Annotated in this window: 12 protein-coding genes; 5 read left to right on the top strand and 7 right to left on the bottom strand. The window is 68.2% G+C overall.

Translation table 11 applies throughout. From position 1 onward, the window contains the following. Nucleotides 1-9 precede the first annotated feature (9 nt). Nucleotides 10-795: a histidinol-phosphatase gene (gene hisN, locus ACZ5M6_RS00885; protein WP_464159272.1), complete on the top strand. Its 786-nt coding sequence runs from the start codon at nt 10-12 to the stop codon at nt 793-795. 579 nt (nt 796-1,374) lie between these two features. Here hisN and ACZ5M6_RS00890 read toward each other — a convergent pair. The 3 genes from ACZ5M6_RS00890 to ACZ5M6_RS00900 form a co-directional block, all read right to left on the bottom strand. Then, nucleotides 1,375-2,424: an alpha/beta fold hydrolase gene (locus ACZ5M6_RS00890; RefSeq protein WP_464159274.1), complete on the bottom strand. Its 1,050-nt coding sequence runs from the start codon at nt 2,422-2,424 to the stop codon at nt 1,375-1,377. Further along, nucleotides 2,421-3,332 carry a class I SAM-dependent methyltransferase gene (locus ACZ5M6_RS00895; RefSeq protein WP_183218138.1) on the bottom strand — a complete coding sequence of 304 codons (912 nt, stop codon included), beginning with the start codon at nt 3,330-3,332 and terminating at the stop codon, nt 2,421-2,423. Before ACZ5M6_RS00895 ends, ACZ5M6_RS00890 begins: the two co-directional genes overlap by 4 nt. Before the next feature lie 88 nt (nt 3,333-3,420). Beyond that, the gene (locus ACZ5M6_RS00900) at nt 3,421-4,221 is read right to left on the bottom strand and encodes a class I SAM-dependent methyltransferase (protein WP_464159276.1); all 801 of its coding nucleotides are present in this window, start codon (nt 4,219-4,221) and stop codon (nt 3,421-3,423) included. Between the two features lie 259 nt (nt 4,222-4,480). Here ACZ5M6_RS00900 and ACZ5M6_RS00905 point away from each other — a divergent pair, with 259 nt between their 5' ends. Next, the gene (locus tag ACZ5M6_RS00905; RefSeq protein WP_464159278.1) at nt 4,481-4,954 is read left to right on the top strand and encodes an Hsp20 family protein; all 474 of its coding nucleotides are present in this window, start codon (nt 4,481-4,483) and stop codon (nt 4,952-4,954) included. A 46-nt stretch (nt 4,955-5,000) separates the two neighbouring features. Here the strand turns inward: ACZ5M6_RS00905 and ACZ5M6_RS00910 are convergent, their stop codons facing one another. Next, on the bottom strand, nt 5,001-5,477 hold the full coding sequence (locus tag ACZ5M6_RS00910; RefSeq protein ID WP_228186485.1) for an RNA pyrophosphohydrolase: 477 nt from the start codon (nt 5,475-5,477) through the stop codon (nt 5,001-5,003). Nucleotides 5,478-5,584: 107 nt separating this feature from the next. Continuing rightward, complete coding sequence (locus tag ACZ5M6_RS00915) at nt 5,585-6,778, bottom strand: divergent polysaccharide deacetylase family protein (RefSeq protein ID WP_082382551.1); 1,194 nt, start codon at nt 6,776-6,778, stop codon at nt 5,585-5,587. Between the two features lie 172 nt (nt 6,779-6,950). Here ACZ5M6_RS00915 and ppc point away from each other — a divergent pair, with 172 nt between their 5' ends. Then, a complete protein-coding gene (ppc, locus tag ACZ5M6_RS00920) occupies nt 6,951-9,650 on the top strand; it encodes a phosphoenolpyruvate carboxylase (RefSeq protein ID WP_464159280.1) in 2,700 nt (899 codons plus the stop codon). 138 nt (nt 9,651-9,788) lie between these two features. Further along, on the top strand, nt 9,789-10,121 hold the full coding sequence (locus ACZ5M6_RS00925; protein ID WP_464159282.1) for a UrcA family protein: 333 nt from the start codon (nt 9,789-9,791) through the stop codon (nt 10,119-10,121). Nucleotides 10,122-10,167: 46 nt separating this feature from the next. Here ACZ5M6_RS00925 and ACZ5M6_RS00930 read toward each other — a convergent pair whose 3' ends face one another. Next, entirely contained in the window at nt 10,168-11,133 is a 966-nt protein-coding gene (locus ACZ5M6_RS00930; RefSeq protein ID WP_191554619.1) for a magnesium and cobalt transport protein CorA, read from the bottom strand. Nucleotides 11,134-11,262: 129 nt separating this feature from the next. Next, complete coding sequence (locus ACZ5M6_RS00935; RefSeq protein ID WP_464159284.1) at nt 11,263-13,446, bottom strand: M3 family metallopeptidase; 2,184 nt, start codon at nt 13,444-13,446, stop codon at nt 11,263-11,265. Nucleotides 13,447-13,574: 128 nt separating this feature from the next. Between ACZ5M6_RS00935 and ACZ5M6_RS00940 the strand changes: the two genes are divergently transcribed. Continuing rightward, nucleotides 13,575-14,432 (top strand): glutamate racemase, encoded by an 858-nt coding sequence (locus tag ACZ5M6_RS00940; protein WP_054764079.1) that lies wholly within the window; start codon nt 13,575-13,577, stop codon nt 14,430-14,432. Nucleotides 14,433-14,439: the final 7 nt, after the last annotated feature.

A 14,439-nucleotide genomic window follows, 5' to 3' on the forward strand; every position in this document is an offset into this window, starting at 1 on the left:
GAGCCGCGCATGACCGAGTTCGAATCCTTCGCCGTGGAACTGGCGCACGCAGCCGCGCGCGTCACCCTGCCCTTCTTCCGTTCCGACATCGGCCATGAGGACAAGGGCGGCGCCAAGGGCTTCGACCCCGTGACCGAGGCCGACAAACAGGCCGAGGCGGCGATCCGCCGCCTGATCGCCGAACGCTATCCCGACCACGGGGTGATCGGCGAGGAATACGGCGAGGACCGGCCGGACGCCGATCATGTGTGGGTGCTGGACCCCATCGACGGGACGCGGGCCTTCATCTCGGGCCTACCGCTGTGGACCACTCTGATCGCCCTGCGCGTCGGCGGCAAGCCGACCGTCGGCGTGATCGCCCAGCCCTATCTGGACGAGATCTTCATCGGCGGCCCGTCCGGCGCCCGGCTGCTGCGCGGCGAAACCGAGACGCCGCTCGCCGTGCGGGCGTGCGCGCATCTGACCGAGGCCGTCATCTCGACCACCGATCCGAACATCTTCAACGGCGCCGAACTGGGCGCCTGGACCCAGGTCCGCGCCGCCGCCCGCCTGGCCCGCCTGGGCTGCGACGCCTATGCCTACGCCATGGTGGCGGCGGGCAGGATGGACCTGGTCGCCGAGACGAGCCTGAAACCCTGGGACTGGTCGGCCCTGATCCCGGTCATTGAGGCCGCCGGCGGCCGGGTGGTCAACTGGCGCGGGGAGGCGCCGGACGGCAGCGGACAGATTTTGGCCGTCGGGGATGAGCGGCTGATCGGTCAGGCGCTGGTGACGCTGAAGCGGGCGGCGGCCTGAAAGCAGACGTCGGGATTGGCTGCAAAGGGTGGATAGCGGACATTGGTCCCGGTAAGCGTTCATAACCTGAAGAGGTAGGCCAACATGCGCTGGTATTATCCGCTATTCGCCTGTGCGGCTGTCCTTCTCTTGGTAGGCGTCACGCTCGCACAGTTTTTCTGGCCGCTGTTTTTTCTCGGCCCGATTTTCTGGATGCTGATGGGGAACTCGCTTCGATGCCCTCGCTGCCGACGGGACATCACGGACACGGGGAAGGGCTACGTTGCACCTTGGCTGCGGACGCCGAAGACCTGCGTAGGTTGCGGACGCCGGAAAGACGACATCTGGCCTTTCCAATGGGCACTTCGCCCAGAAGCGGAGCCTCGCAAGAGCCGGTAAGGGTCGATTTGCGAAATAGACCTCGGCACCGAAATCCGACCTTGCCCTAACCTCAGCGGCACAAATCTCTCCTGCCGTCATCCTCGGGCTTGACCCGAGGACCGGGCGCGGATCGAGCTCTGCGCTTGCCCCCTTCGCACAAGCGGCGGATCGTTCGATCCTCGGGGCAAGCCCGAGGATGACGACAGGGGGGTAGGCCCCTCACGCCACCGACGGCGTCTCCTCCGTCACGTCCTCGACCCGCGCCGACGGATCGGCCACGGCCCCCTTCGGCGGGGAGACATATTCCGCCATGGCGTCGAACTCGTCGAGGAAGACGGCGCGCATGGGGTCGGCTTCCATGATGACTTCGTGCTTGGCGCCGGGGACCTCGACATAGCGGCCGCGGCCCAGGCGTTTGGCGGCCCAGCGGGCGGTCTGTTTCCAGACCACGTCGTCGGCGTCGGCCTGGACGATGGAGACGGGGATCTTGACCGTCTTGAGGGCCTTGGGCTTGAGCGCGCGCTCGCCGGCGTCCAAGGCGAAGGCCAGCCAGCCGTAGGTGGGGCCGCCGATGGCCAGGTGGGGGCAGGCGTACAGCTGCTGGCGCCACATCTCATAGCGGGTCTCGTCCGAGGTCAGGGCGTCCTCGGCGAAGGTGTGGTCGAACGGATCGTCCGGGTCGCCCAGCAGATAGTCGCCCGCATGGCCGTGGCGGATGCTCCAGCGCACGGCCAGCTTGACCGACCACATCGACCGTTTGCCCGTCTTGATCCGCAGCATGGGGCTGGACAGGACGGCGCCCGAGAAGCGGGTCTCCCCGGCTTGCAGGGTCAGCAGGTTCAGACAGGCGCCCATCGAATGGCCGACCATGATCCAGGGCTTGGGGCACTGGTCCTCGAAGGCGTCCAGCAGCCGGCCGTAGTCGTCCAGAAACTCCTCCACCGCCCGGGCATGACCCTTCAGCCGGTCGGGCAGCAGCCGGGCCGACAGGCCCTGGCCGCGCCAGTCATGGGTCAGGACGCACCAGCCGCGCGCCAGGAAGTTGCCGATGACCTCGAAATATTTCTCGATCGGCTCGGTGCGGCCGGGGCTGAGCACCACGGTGCCGCGCGGCTGTTCCGCGGTCAGGTGGGAAGGCTTCCAAATGGCGGCGCGCAGCCGCATGCCGCCGGCGCCCCGATACCATTCGCCCTTGCCGCCGGGCGGCGAGGACGCGCCGGGAACCCCCATAAGGGGTGCGTTGGCGGCGAAGGCTTGGGCGCGGTTCACTCGGGCTTCCTGAACTTCAAGGTCATACGGTCGCTTTCGCCGATCGCTTCAAACTTGGATCGGTCGAAGGTCGGGTCGGCGGGCTGGCCCTGGGGAGCGGTCAGACGCATCGGCGGCAGGGTGTCGACACCGAACGGATGGTCCTTGGTGTCCTTCTCATTGGCGTTGATCTCGGAGGCCGCGACGAAGACGAAGCCGGCCTCGGCCGCCAGCTGTTTGACGAAGGCTTCCTGGACATAGCCGTTGGCGGCCACCGGATCCTGGTCCTCCTCCGGGGCCAGCCGGTGCTGCACCACCCCCAGAACCCCGCCGGGCTTGAGCGCCGCAAAGGCGTCGGCGAAGGCCTTTTCGGCGATGCCCGCCGCCATCCAGCCGTGCAGGGTGCGCATGAACAGGCACAGGTCCACCGTCCCGGCCGGCGCCACGGGGCCGGAGGCCGCGCCGAAGGTGGTGAACTGGGGCTCGCCGTACAGCTTCTTGTCCGCACTGAACCGGGTCTGGAAGGCGGCGTTCAGCGCGGTCTGGGCCGGGTCGGCGGCGGGGCCCTCGGGAAAGAGGGCGGCGATATAGCTGCCCTTGCCGCGCGCCAGATAGGGGGCCAGGATTTCGGTGTACCAGCCGCTGCCCGGCCAGAATTCGACCACCGTCATACTGGGCTGAAGACCGAAGAAGCGCAGGGTCTCCATCGGGTGGCGAAAGGCGTCGCGCGGCCGGTCCTGGGCGCGCCAGGGGCCGGCGACGGCCCATTCCAGCGAACCTTCCGGCGGACCGGAGGGGGCCGGCGGCGCCTCGGGAGCGGCCTCCTTCTTGCGGCCGCAGGCGGCCAGGCCGGTCAGGGCCAGACCGGTCGCGCCGGTCAGCAGGAAGCGGCGGGACAGGCCGTGGGACGTCGCAGAAAGATCAACCATCAAAACACCCCCTCGGAAGCCGGCCCCCGCGTCCGGCTAACCTTGGTCGAACGGGCTTACCCACGTTCGCGACGCGGGTCAAAAGAGACTATTCGGGTTTGCGGAAACGCAGGGTCATACGGTCGCTTTCGCCGATCGCGTCGAAGGCCGCACGCTGGTCCGGGGTCAGCGCCCCCGAGCCGTCGCGGGCCTGGGACTGGCGCACCGGCGGCAGGGTCCAGACGCCGAACGGATGGTCGTGGTCGTCCTTGGGATTGGCGTTCAGCTCGCTGCGCGCCTCCAGCACGAAGCCGGCGTCCTGGGCCTCATGGATCACATAGCTTTCCGGGACATAGCCGGTGGAGGCGACGTCGGCGACGTTCAGGCCTTCGGCGCTGCGGTGTTGCTCGACCGCCAATACGCCGCCGGGCTTCAGGGCGGCGTAGAAGGCCTTCAGATAGGGTTCGGTGCGGCCGTCGCGCGACCAGTTGTGGAAGGCGCGGGCCACCAGGATGAAGTCGGCAGAACCGGGGGCGACCTCCATCGTCTCCAGCGGGCGGTTGACGGCGACGTATCGACCGCCGGTCGCCGCGGCGTAGGGTTCGAGGATATGGCGCCACCAGCTGGCGCGGCCGGGCTCGATCTCCACCACCGTCATGCCGGGCTGCAGCCCCCAGAAGGTCAGGGATTCGTAAGGATGGCGGGCGGCGTCGCGGGCGCGGTCTTCGGCCGGGCGGGTCTCGGCGGCGACGGCGGCCTGAAGCGCCTTATCTTCCTCCAGGGTCGGCAGGGTGCTGGACAGGGCCGAGCGCGGCGGGGTCCAGGCGCCTTCCGTCTGGGCTGGGACGGTTTGGGCGGCGGCGGGAAGGGCGACGAGGACGGCGGCGAGGCCGAGCAGATGAAGGCGCATGGGGGACGGGCTCCTGGTGCGGGTCATCTTCCTTAAGAGACCTGAGGCCGAGCGCAAATGACGATCCCGAGACACCGACATTCGGTCGCAGCACGGGCGCCCCTTGACGGCCGATCTGCGCCTCCCATCTTTGTCTCCGAGAGCGCCGATGTCGGGCTCTCCGGACGGACGAGGCCGGTTTCGGGTCGTCGGTCTGAACTCCCACCGTCCGGGCAAATCGCCGGGCGGCTCAACCTTGCTGATCCTCAGGAGGATGCTGATGCGTACCTATGATTTCACCCCGCTGTACCGTTCGGCCGTCGGTTTCGACCGCCTGGCCAACCTGCTGGAAACCGCCGCGCGGACCAGCCAGGACAGCGGCTATCCCCCGTACAATATCGAGACCACGGGCGAGAACGCCTATCGCATCGAGATCGCCGTCGCCGGATTTTCTCCCGACGAGCTGAACATCGAGGTGAAGGAGAATCTGCTGACCGTGACCGGGCGCAAGACCGCCAATGACGACGCCGCCGCGCAGAAGACCTATCTGCACCGCGGCCTGGCCGAGCGCGACTTCGAACGCCGCTTCCAGCTGGCCGACTATGTGGTCGTGACCGAGGCCGATCTGGTCAACGGCCTGCTGTCGATCTCGCTGAAGCGCGAGCTGCCCGAGGCGCTGAAGCCCCGCCGGATCGAGATCGGTGGCGCCCAGCCCCTGATCGAGGGCAAGACCGAGAAGCCCAAGGCGGCCTGATCGGTCCCACAGAACTGGAGAAGGGCGGCGTTCGCGCCGCCCTTTTTTATGTCGCCAGGTGCGCGAAGGCGGCGACCACCTGTTCATAGGCCGGGCGTTTGAACGGCACGATCAGGTCGCAGGCCTCGGACAGATCGCCCCAGCGCCAGGCGTCGAACTCGATCTCCTCGTCGGCCTGCAGGTCGATCTCGCTGTCCTGGCCGGTGAAGCGGAAGGCGAACCACTGCTGGCGCTGCCCCTTGAAGCCGCGCCAGGCCTTGGGATTGTCCATCGCCTCGGGCGGAAAGTCGTACAGGATCCAGTCGTCGGTCCGGGCGAGGAACTCCACCGAGGTCACGCCGGTCTCTTCCTTCAACTCGCGCAGTGCGGCGGCCAGCAGATCCTCGCCCTCATCCACGCCGCCTTGCGGAAACTGCCAGTTATAAGGGCCGGGGGTGGCGTGACGGCGACCGTACCAGACCTGGCCTGCGCCGTTGAACAGCACGACCCCGACATTGGGGCGGTAGAGGGTGAGGTCGGTCATCGAGTGGCGAGTGGCGAGTGGCGAGTGGCGAGGACGCACGGCCACATCCATGCGCTCGGACGGCGAGCGTTCTCACTCGCCACTCGCCACTCGCCACTCGCCACTTCTCAGCGCCCCGGCCGAAGCGTCATCGCAGACGCCGGCGCCAGTTGCAGGCCGCGCTGGTCCAGGCCGGCGGTCCAGCGGGCGGCGGCCTCGACGGTGACGGGATAGGCGAAGCCGGTCCCCATCGCCGAGCCGCGCAGCTTGGCCTGGGCTTCCAGACTGTTCAGGGCGCCGATGATGGCGGCGGGCGACTGGGTCTGGTCGATGACCTTGTCGGCGCTGGCCCGAGCCCAGGCGCCGGGACGGCGCTGGAAAGAACCGTCGTCCAGGAAGGCGACGCCGCGCTGGCGCAGGATCAGCAGGAAGGCGTTCATGCCCGTGTCGGAGGTCGCGAACCGGTCGCCCAGATAGTTGGTCACGCCGAAATAGCCTGTGGCGCGACCCAGCAGCCAGTCCAGCTTGGCCTCGACATCGTCGGGCGTGCCGTTGGCCAAAAGCGTATAGGGGCCGGGGTCGTTGTCGGGATAGCCGCTGGGCTCCATCGGCATTTCCAGCATGACCTCATGGCCCTGGGCCCGGGCCTGGTCGATCCAGGACTGGAGATTGTCGGCATAGGGGACGAAGCTGAGGGTCACCTCGGCCGGCAGGCGTTCGATGGCGGCGCGGGTGGTGACGGCGTTCAGCCCCAGGCCGCCGACGATCAGGGCCACGCGCGGCTTGCCGTTCGAGCGGAAGGGCCGGGCGTAGGCCTGGGCCGGGACGCGGCCGTCGGGCGCGATCATCGGCAGGGGACCGCTGGGGCCGGGCTGGGACAGGCCGGCGATCGGCGCCTTGGGCAGGGGCGAGGCCGGCTGGACCGGGGCGCTGTAGCTGGCGCCGCCCGCGACGGAAGCGCCGTCCGGCAGGGTGATCAAGGCCTCGCCGCCCGCCGCGCCCGACGGATCGCCGCTTCCCGTCAAATCCTGATAAAGGCCCATGGCTCCCATGGAGAAGGCTTCGAATCCGGTCGGGGCGGGGGCGTCCGGCGCGGCCGGCGCCCGGTCCAGGGCGATGCGGGCCGAAGGCGTGCCGGCGCGCGGGTCGCCCAGGACGGTCAAGAAGAGGGCGGTCGAGGTCAGCAGGAAGACGCCGGCCAGGGCCGCGACCACCGGCGGCTTCTTCAGCACGGCGACGACGGGTTTCAGACTCGGCTTGGCGCGCGGCGCCGGCGGGGCGCCGGCGGCGGCGGCGAGGGCGGACTGGCGTTTGGCGAACATGGACACGGGGCGGAATCCTTCACCCCCATGCTGCCATGCGCTCAGTTAAGAAATCCTAACGGGCGTTCACCACGATTGGAGCTGAGGGCGGCTGTCACGGATCGTGCGTTGACGGGCGTGTTTGCGGCCCCTCAGATGGGCTTCTCCCCACGCCGACCGAGGATATTCGCCGATGATGAGCCCTGCCGCCGACGACGCCCTGCGCGAAGAAGTCCGACTGCTGGGCGGGCTTCTGGGCGAGGTCATTCGCGCCGAAGGCGGAGAGGCCCTGTTCGAACACGTCGAGGCCGTGCGCCAGGCCTCCGTCGCCTATCACCGCGACCCCGCCTCCCATCCGGCGAAGCGGCTGGAGAAGCTGCTGACCGCCATGAGCGTGGATCAGGCGGCGGGTCTGGCGCACGGTTTCGCCCTCTTTTCCCTGCTCGCCAACATCGCCGAGGACCGGGCCACCCGCCGACGCGCCCAGCACCAGGCCGAGGCCGGCGCGCGTCCCGACACGCCCGAGGGCGCCTTGCTGCGGCTGGCCGATCAGAAGATCGACAAGGCGGCGGTGCGCGCCCTGCTGGACGAGGCCCTGATCTCGCCGGTCCTGACCGCCCACCCGTCCGAGGTGCGGCGCAAGAGCGTCATCGACCGGATCACCGCCATCTCCGATCTGCTGGATTCCTGCGACAAGGCCGGCGACGCCTGTTCGACGGCCCAGATCAACGAACCCCTGCGCCGCCAGATCGTCATCCTGTGGGCCACCCGCCTGGTGCGCACCCAGGGTCTGGTGGTGCAGGACGAGATCGACACCGTCGTCTCCTTCCTGGACCGCATCTTCCTGCGGGTCGCGCCGAAACAGCTGTCGGCCTGGCGTCGTCTGCTGGACGCGCCCCAGCTTCAGCCCTTCCTGCGGGTGGGCACCTGGGTCGGGGGCGACCGGGACGGCAATCCGAACGTGGACGGCGCGGTGCTGAGCGCCGCCTTCCGCACCCAGGCGCGGGCGGTCCTGGGCTTCTATCTGGAAGAGGTCCACGCCCTGGGCGCCGAGCTCAGCCTGGCGGCGGAACTGGCCGAGGTCTCGCCGGAACTGGCGGCCCTGGCCGACGCCGCCCAGGACCCGTCGCCGCACCGGGCGGACGAGCCCTATCGCCGCGCCCTGACCGGGGTCTATGCGCGTCTGGCCGCCACCTATGAGGCGCGGGGCGGCGCACAGCCCCCCCGCCGCGCGGCCGTTGCAGCCGAAGCCTATCCCGGCCCAGACGCCTTCGAGGCCGATCTGCGAATCCTGCGCGACAGCCTGGTCTCGCACCACGGCGAGGTGTTCGCCGACGACCGGCTGAACGATCTGATCACGGCGGTGGAAATCTTCGGCTTCCACATGGCGACCCTGGACCTGCGCCAGAACTCGGATGTCCATGAGCGGGTCGTCGCCGATCTGCTGAAGACGGCCGGGGTCTGCGACGACTATTCCGCCCTGGACGAGGAGGGCCGGCTGGCGGTGCTGGCGGCCGAACTGGCCTCGCCGCGCCTGCTGTTCAGCCCCTATGCCGACTATGCGGCCGAGACCCTGAAGGAGCGGGCCATCCTCCAGGCCGCCGCCGACGCCCTGGCCGCCTTCGGCCCCCAGGCGATCCGCACCCATATCGTCTCCAAGACCGACGCGGCCTCGGACCTCTTGGAGGTCTATCTGCTGCTGAAGGAGGTCGGGCTTTACCGCCCCGAAGACCCCGCCGCCTGCCCGATCCAGGCGGCGCCCCTGTTCGAGACCATCGAGGACCTGCGCGCCTCCCGCCCCACCCTGGAGCGGCTGCTGAAGGAACCCTCCGCCCTGGCCGTCGCCAAGGCGCGCGGGGTGCAGGAGGTGATGATCGGCTATTCCGACTCCAACAAGGACGGCTCCTATCTGACTTCGGGCTGGGAGCTGCACGAGGCGTCGCGCGCCCTGGTCGAGGTCACCCAAGCCGCCGGTCTGAAGCTGCAGCTGTTCCACGGGCGCGGCGGCACGGTCGGACGCGGCGGCGGCTCGGCCTTCGCTGGGGTCCTGGCCCAGCCGGAGGGCACGGTCCAGGGCCGGATCCGCACGACCGAACAGGGCGAGGTCATCGCCAACAAATACGGCGAGCCGGAGATCGCCCTGCGCAATCTGGACGCCCTGACCTGCGGCGCCGTGCTGGCCTCCCTGGGCCAGGGACGGGACCAGGCCTTCACCGCCGAACACGGCGCCACCCTGTCGGACCTGTCGGCCCGGTCGATGGCCGCCTATCGCAAGCTGGTCTATGAGACCCAGGGCTTCGTCGACTATTACCGCGCCGCCACCCCCATCGCCGAGATCGCCGATCTGAAGATCGGCTCGCGCCCGTCGTCGCGGACCGCCTCGACCCGGATCGAGGATCTGCGCGCCATTCCGTGGGTGTTCAGCTGGTCCCAGAGCCGGGTCATGCTGCCCGGCTGGTTCGGCTTCGGCTCGGCGGTCCAGGGCTGCGACATGGACGAGCTGAAGGCGATGGCCGAGGCCTGGCCCTTCTTCAAGACCTTGGTTCAGAACATGGAGATGGTCATGGCCAAGTCGGACATGACCATCGCCCGCCGCTACGCCACCCTGGTCAGCGACGCGGGTCTGGCCGCCCGCATCTACGGCGAAATCCGCGACGAATGGCAGAGGACGCACGACGCCATCCTGGCCATCACCGGCCATGACAAGCTGCTGGGCGGCCAGCCGGAACTGGACCGTCTGATCCGCCTGCGGATGCCCTATGTCGAGCCGCTGAACCATGTGCAGATCGAGCTGATCCGCCGCCGCCGCGCCGGCGACGAAGATCCGCGGGTGCGCGAGGGAATCCTGCTGGCGATCAACGGGGTGGCGGCGGGGCTGAGGAACAGCGGCTGATCCCCGCCCTCATCCTAAATCCGATTTAATTGAACTGTCGCAGATCGGCGCCGCAATCCTCACTGCGCCGTTACAGAAGAAAGCTATTGCGCCTTCATCGCCATTTCGGGCGATTATCGTTCCCTAGGAGCTAAAACGATGAAGGTTCTCTCCCCCGTTCTCTTCGCCGTCGCCGTCCTGTCCGCCTCCTCCGCCCTGGCTCAGGACGTCCGGATCCCCTTCGGCGATCTGGACCTGGCCTCGACGGCCGGCGCCGCCGCCTTCGACGCCCGCCTCGATCAGGCGGCCGAGCGTCTGTGCCGCGACCTCGTCTTCACCTCGACCCGAATCACCAATCGGGGCGTCTGCCGCGCGGCTGTGCGGGCCGAGGCTCTGCGCCAGCTGCCGCGCGTCCGCCGCGTCGAATATGTCCGCGCCTCGCGGGACGCCCGTCCCGTCGTTCGCGCCGCGACCGCGTCCGACGAAGGCTGAACGGCGAACCGGCGAGGGGCGCTGCGTCCCTCGCCGGCGCTCTGCATCACAGCCATCTGGTCCGCTTGAAGGCGACGTAGAGGCCGAGGCAGACCCCGGCGATCACCGCCATGACGGCCGGATAGCCGTAGCGCCAGTGCAGTTCCGGCATGTGTTCGAAATTCATGCCGTAGATGCCGGCGATGGCGGTGGGCACGGCCAGCAGCGCCGCCCAGGAGGCGAGCTTGCGGGTGATGACCCCCTGCCTCTGCTGTTCCAGCAGATTGGCGACTTCAAAGACGGACGACAGGATTTCGGTCAGGCCGTTCAGGCGGCTGTTGACCCGTCGGACATGATCGCCGACGTCGCGGAAATAGGGTCGGACGTCGGGGTCGATACAGGGCAGGTCCAGCGACTGGAGCTTGCCCGCCACCTCCTCCATCGGCCCCAGGATGCGGCGAAACTTCAGCAGTTCGCGGCGAAGGGTGAACAGGCGGCGGATTTCGTTGCGCGACAGAAACGCCTCCAACGCCCTCTGCTCGATCTCCAGCACGGCGTCCTCGGAATGATCGACGATGGGCACATAGGCGTCGACGATGAAGTCGAGAACGCCGTGCAGCACAAAGTCCGGCCCGGCCCGCAGCTGGGCCGGCGAGGCCTCCAGCTGGGTCCGCAGGGCCGTGTGGGCGCGGTTCGAGCCGTGACGGATGCTGATGACGTGGTCATCCCCCACAAAGACGTGGGTTTCGCCGTACTGGATATGGTCCTCGATCTTTTCCGCCGTCCGAGCGACCACGAACAGTTCGCGCCCATAGACCTCGACCTTGGGCATCTGATGGGCCGACAGGGCGTCTTCGACCGCCAGGGGGTGCAGGTTGAAGCGCCGGACCAGAACCTCGAACTCGGCGTCGGTCGGGTCGTGCAGGCCGATCCAGACGAACTCGCCGGGTTGCAGGGCCAGTCCTTCGGGGGTCAGAGGCGCGGCGCGCTCCCTTTGACCGTCGCGATAGACGTAGGAGGCGACGACGGGCATGGGCGCTTCTTCTTTCTTCGGCAGTCCTCCCGACTTAGGCCAGACCGCGCGCAAACGAAACGGCCGGCGGATCGCTCCGCCGGCCGCAAACGTCATTCAGCCCGTTCGGGCCTCAAACAGGCCCCCGGATCAGGAAACCGGGAAGCCCCGGACCTTCAGCAGAGCCGCCACGTCGGGGTCGCGGCCGCGGAAGGCGCGGTAGGCCTCGGCCCGGTCGGTGGTGTTGCCCGGCGCCAGCATGATCGACTTGAACCGGCCGGCGATGTCCGGATTGAAGACGTCGCCCGACTCCTCGAAATAGGCCCAGGTGTCAGCGTCCATCGTCTCGGACCACAGGTAGCTATAGTAGCCGGCCGAATAGGCGTCGGACGTGAACAGGTGATTGAACTGCGGCAGGCGGTGCCGCATCACGATCTCCTTGGGCATGCCGATCCGCGTCAGGCTGGCCTTTTCGAAGGCGTCGATATCGGTCGGAGGCGTCGCCTGGGTGTGCAGATCCATGTCGACGATGGCCGAAGACAGGTAGCTGACGGTCGCATAGCCCTGGTTGAAGGTGGACGAGGCCTGGATCTTGTCCACCAGGGCCTGGGGCATGGCTTCGCCGGTCTGATAGTGTTTCAGATAGCCGTCCAGAATCGGCCGGCTCAGCACCCAGTGCTCGTGCACCTGCGACGGATATTCGACGAAGTCGCGCGGGGTGTTGCCGAAGGACGGATAGGTCACGTTCGACGAGAAATAGTGCAGGGTGTGGCCGAACTCGTGGAACAGGGTCTCGGCGTCGTCCAGCGAGATCAGCACCGGCTCGCCCGGCTCGGGCTTGGTGAAGTTGTTGTTGTTGGAGCCCAGGATCACCTTGGATCCGTCCAGGGTCGAGAAGGACCGATAGGTGGTCATCCAGGCGCCCGAACGCTTGCCCGGACGGGCGTAGTCGTCAGTGTAATACAGGCCGATCAGCTTGCCGGTGGCCTTGTCGTGCAGCTCATAGACCTCGACGTCCGGCTCGAAGGTCGGAACTGAGCCCTTGGGCAGTTTGGTGAATTTGAAGCCGTACAGACGCTCGGCCATGGCGAAGGAGCCGGCGCGGACCGCGTTCAGCTCGAAATAGGGCTTCAGCTGGTTCTGATCCAGGTCGTACTTGGCCTTACGCACCTTCTCGGCGAAGTAGAGATAGTCCCAGGGTTCGATGTCGAAACCGGCGATCGCCTTCATGTCGGCGACCTCTTCGGCGACGCGGGCCTTGGCCGGGGCCCAGACGCGGTCCATCAGATTTTGCGCATTGGCCGGAGTCTTGGCCATGGTGTCCTGCATCCGCAGTTCGGCATGGTTTTTGTAGCCCAGCAGCTTCGCCCGCTGGTCGCGCAGTTTCACGATCTCGGCGATGGTGGCGTTGGTGTCGTTGGCGTCGCCGTTGTCTCCGCGGTTGACGAACTTCTTCCAGACCTGTTCGCGCAGGGCCCGGTCGTCGGCGAAGGTCAGGAAGGGATCGACCGCCGAACGGGTGTTCAGAATGGCCCAGCCCTGCAGATTGCGGCTGCGCGCGGCCGCGGCGGCGGCGGCCTTGTTCGAGGCCGGCAGGCCGGCGACGCCGGCTTCGTTGGGGATCAGGGTCCAGCTGTTCTCATCGGCGACGACCTTCTGGCCGAAGCGAGTGAAGGCGTTGGACAGGGCGGTGTTGATCCGGCCCAGCTCGGCCTTGCCGGCCGCGTCCAGATTGGCGCCGGAGCGGATGAAGGCGTCGCGGCGGCGTTCGGCCAGACGCTTCTGCTGGGGGCTGAGGCCCATGGCGTCGGCGTTGTCGGCGACCGTCTTGATGCGCTGGAACAGTTTTTCGTTGAAGGTGATCTCGTCCGAGGCCGCCGACAGGATCGGCGACAGTTCGGTGTCGACGGCGTCATAGGCCTCGCCGCCGATGTTGGAGGTCATGACCCCATAGAGGTTGGATGCGCGGTCCAGCGGCTCGCCGGCCAGCTCCAGCGCCGTCATGGTGTTGGCGAAGGTGGGGGCTTCCGGATTGTTCGCGATGGCGGCGATGTCGGCGCGCTGCAGTTCGATGCCTTCCAGCATGGCCTCGCGCAGCTTGGCCGGGGTCACCTTGTCGAAAGGCGGCACGCCGTCATAGGGGCCGGTCCAGGGCTGGAGCAGTTCGGCCTTCGGCGTCGCCTTGGGCAGGACGGCGCGGGCGATCCGGGCCTCTTCGGCGAGGTCCATGGCGGCGGGCGCCGAGCCGGCCGGGGCGGCGCCGGAGCCGGTGGAGGCGCAGGCCGAGAGGGCCATCAGGCTGCCGCCCGCGATGAGAAGCTGGCGTCTGTGCATGGAATGCTCCGTGAAAAGGTCATGTCGCGGTCACACTTAGGCGCGCCGGGGCGGATCGTCACCTGTCCGACCCGTTAAAGCCCCGTAATCTTGTTGGAAGGATCGTCGCACTGTTCTAAAGCGCGCCTATGGCTATTGGCGTTTTCGACTCCGGCGTGGGCGGCCTGACCGTCCATCGTGAACTGACGCGGCGGTTCCCGCAGCGCGACTTCGTCTATCTGGCGGACCAGGCCCACGCCCCCTACGGCGGGCGCGGCGGCGAGGAGATCGTCGATCTGACCAAGGCCGGGTGCGAGCGGCTGTTCGAGGCCGGCGCCTCGGTCGTGGTCCTGGCCTGCAACACCGCCAGCGCCATCGCCCTGCGTCGCCTGCAACAGACCTGGATCCCCGGCCTGCGCGAACGGCTGGGCCGACCTGTGAACGTGCTGGGCATCATCGTGCCCACCATCGAGGCCGCGACGGGCCTGCCCTGGAGTTTCGAGGCCGAACGCCCCCAGGAGGGCGAAAAGATCCAGGCGGTGGACATCACCGGCGTCTTCTGCACCGCCGCCACCGCCATCAGCCGCGTGTTCGAGATCGAGATCGACAAACGGCGCGAGGACATCGCCGTCTTCTGCGAACCCTGCCCCGGCCTGGCCGGCCTGATCGAACTGGGCGCCCCGGTCGAAGAACTGACGGTCGTGGTCAATGATCACGTGGACGCGCTGCGCCGCCGCATCGGCCGCCACCCGGACAAGGCCATATTGGGCTGCACCCACTATGAGATCATCGCCGAACTGTTCGCCGCCGCCCTGCCGCCTGGGACGGCCCTGATCGAACAGCCGACGGCGGTGGCCGACGCCCTGGATCGCTATTTCGCCCGCCATCCCGAATACGCCCTGGGCGACGGCGGCCGCCGCGACTTCCTGACCACCGGCCAGGCCGGGCCTCAGTCGGACCTGATCGCCCGCTTCTGGGGCGCCCCGCTGACCTTCGATCAGGCTTAAGCGCAGC

This window comes from Brevundimonas sp. Br13, assembly GCF_055391505.1.

Coding starts and splice junctions, on each gene's coding strand:
- ACZ5M6_RS00910 (WP_228186485.1), bottom strand. CDS start 5,477: ATGACCGACCTCACCCTCTACCGCCCCAATGTCGGGGTCGTGCTGTTC.
- ppc (WP_464159280.1), top strand. CDS start 6,951: ATGATGAGCCCTGCCGCCGACGACGCCCTGCGCGAAGAAGTCCGACTG.
- ACZ5M6_RS00940 (WP_054764079.1), top strand. CDS start 13,575: ATGGCTATTGGCGTTTTCGACTCCGGCGTGGGCGGCCTGACCGTCCAT.
- ACZ5M6_RS00925 (WP_464159282.1), top strand. CDS start 9,789: ATGAAGGTTCTCTCCCCCGTTCTCTTCGCCGTCGCCGTCCTGTCCGCC.
- ACZ5M6_RS00900 (WP_464159276.1), bottom strand. CDS start 4,221: ATGCGCCTTCATCTGCTCGGCCTCGCCGCCGTCCTCGTCGCCCTTCCC.
- ACZ5M6_RS00935 (WP_464159284.1), bottom strand. CDS start 13,446: ATGCACAGACGCCAGCTTCTCATCGCGGGCGGCAGCCTGATGGCCCTC.
- ACZ5M6_RS00895 (WP_183218138.1), bottom strand. CDS start 3,332: ATGGTTGATCTTTCTGCGACGTCCCACGGCCTGTCCCGCCGCTTCCTG.
- ACZ5M6_RS00905 (WP_464159278.1), top strand. CDS start 4,481: ATGCGTACCTATGATTTCACCCCGCTGTACCGTTCGGCCGTCGGTTTC.
- ACZ5M6_RS00930 (WP_191554619.1), bottom strand. CDS start 11,133: ATGCCCGTCGTCGCCTCCTACGTCTATCGCGACGGTCAAAGGGAGCGC.
- ACZ5M6_RS00915 (WP_082382551.1), bottom strand. CDS start 6,778: ATGTTCGCCAAACGCCAGTCCGCCCTCGCCGCCGCCGCCGGCGCCCCG.
- hisN (WP_464159272.1), top strand. CDS start 10: ATGACCGAGTTCGAATCCTTCGCCGTGGAACTGGCGCACGCAGCCGCG.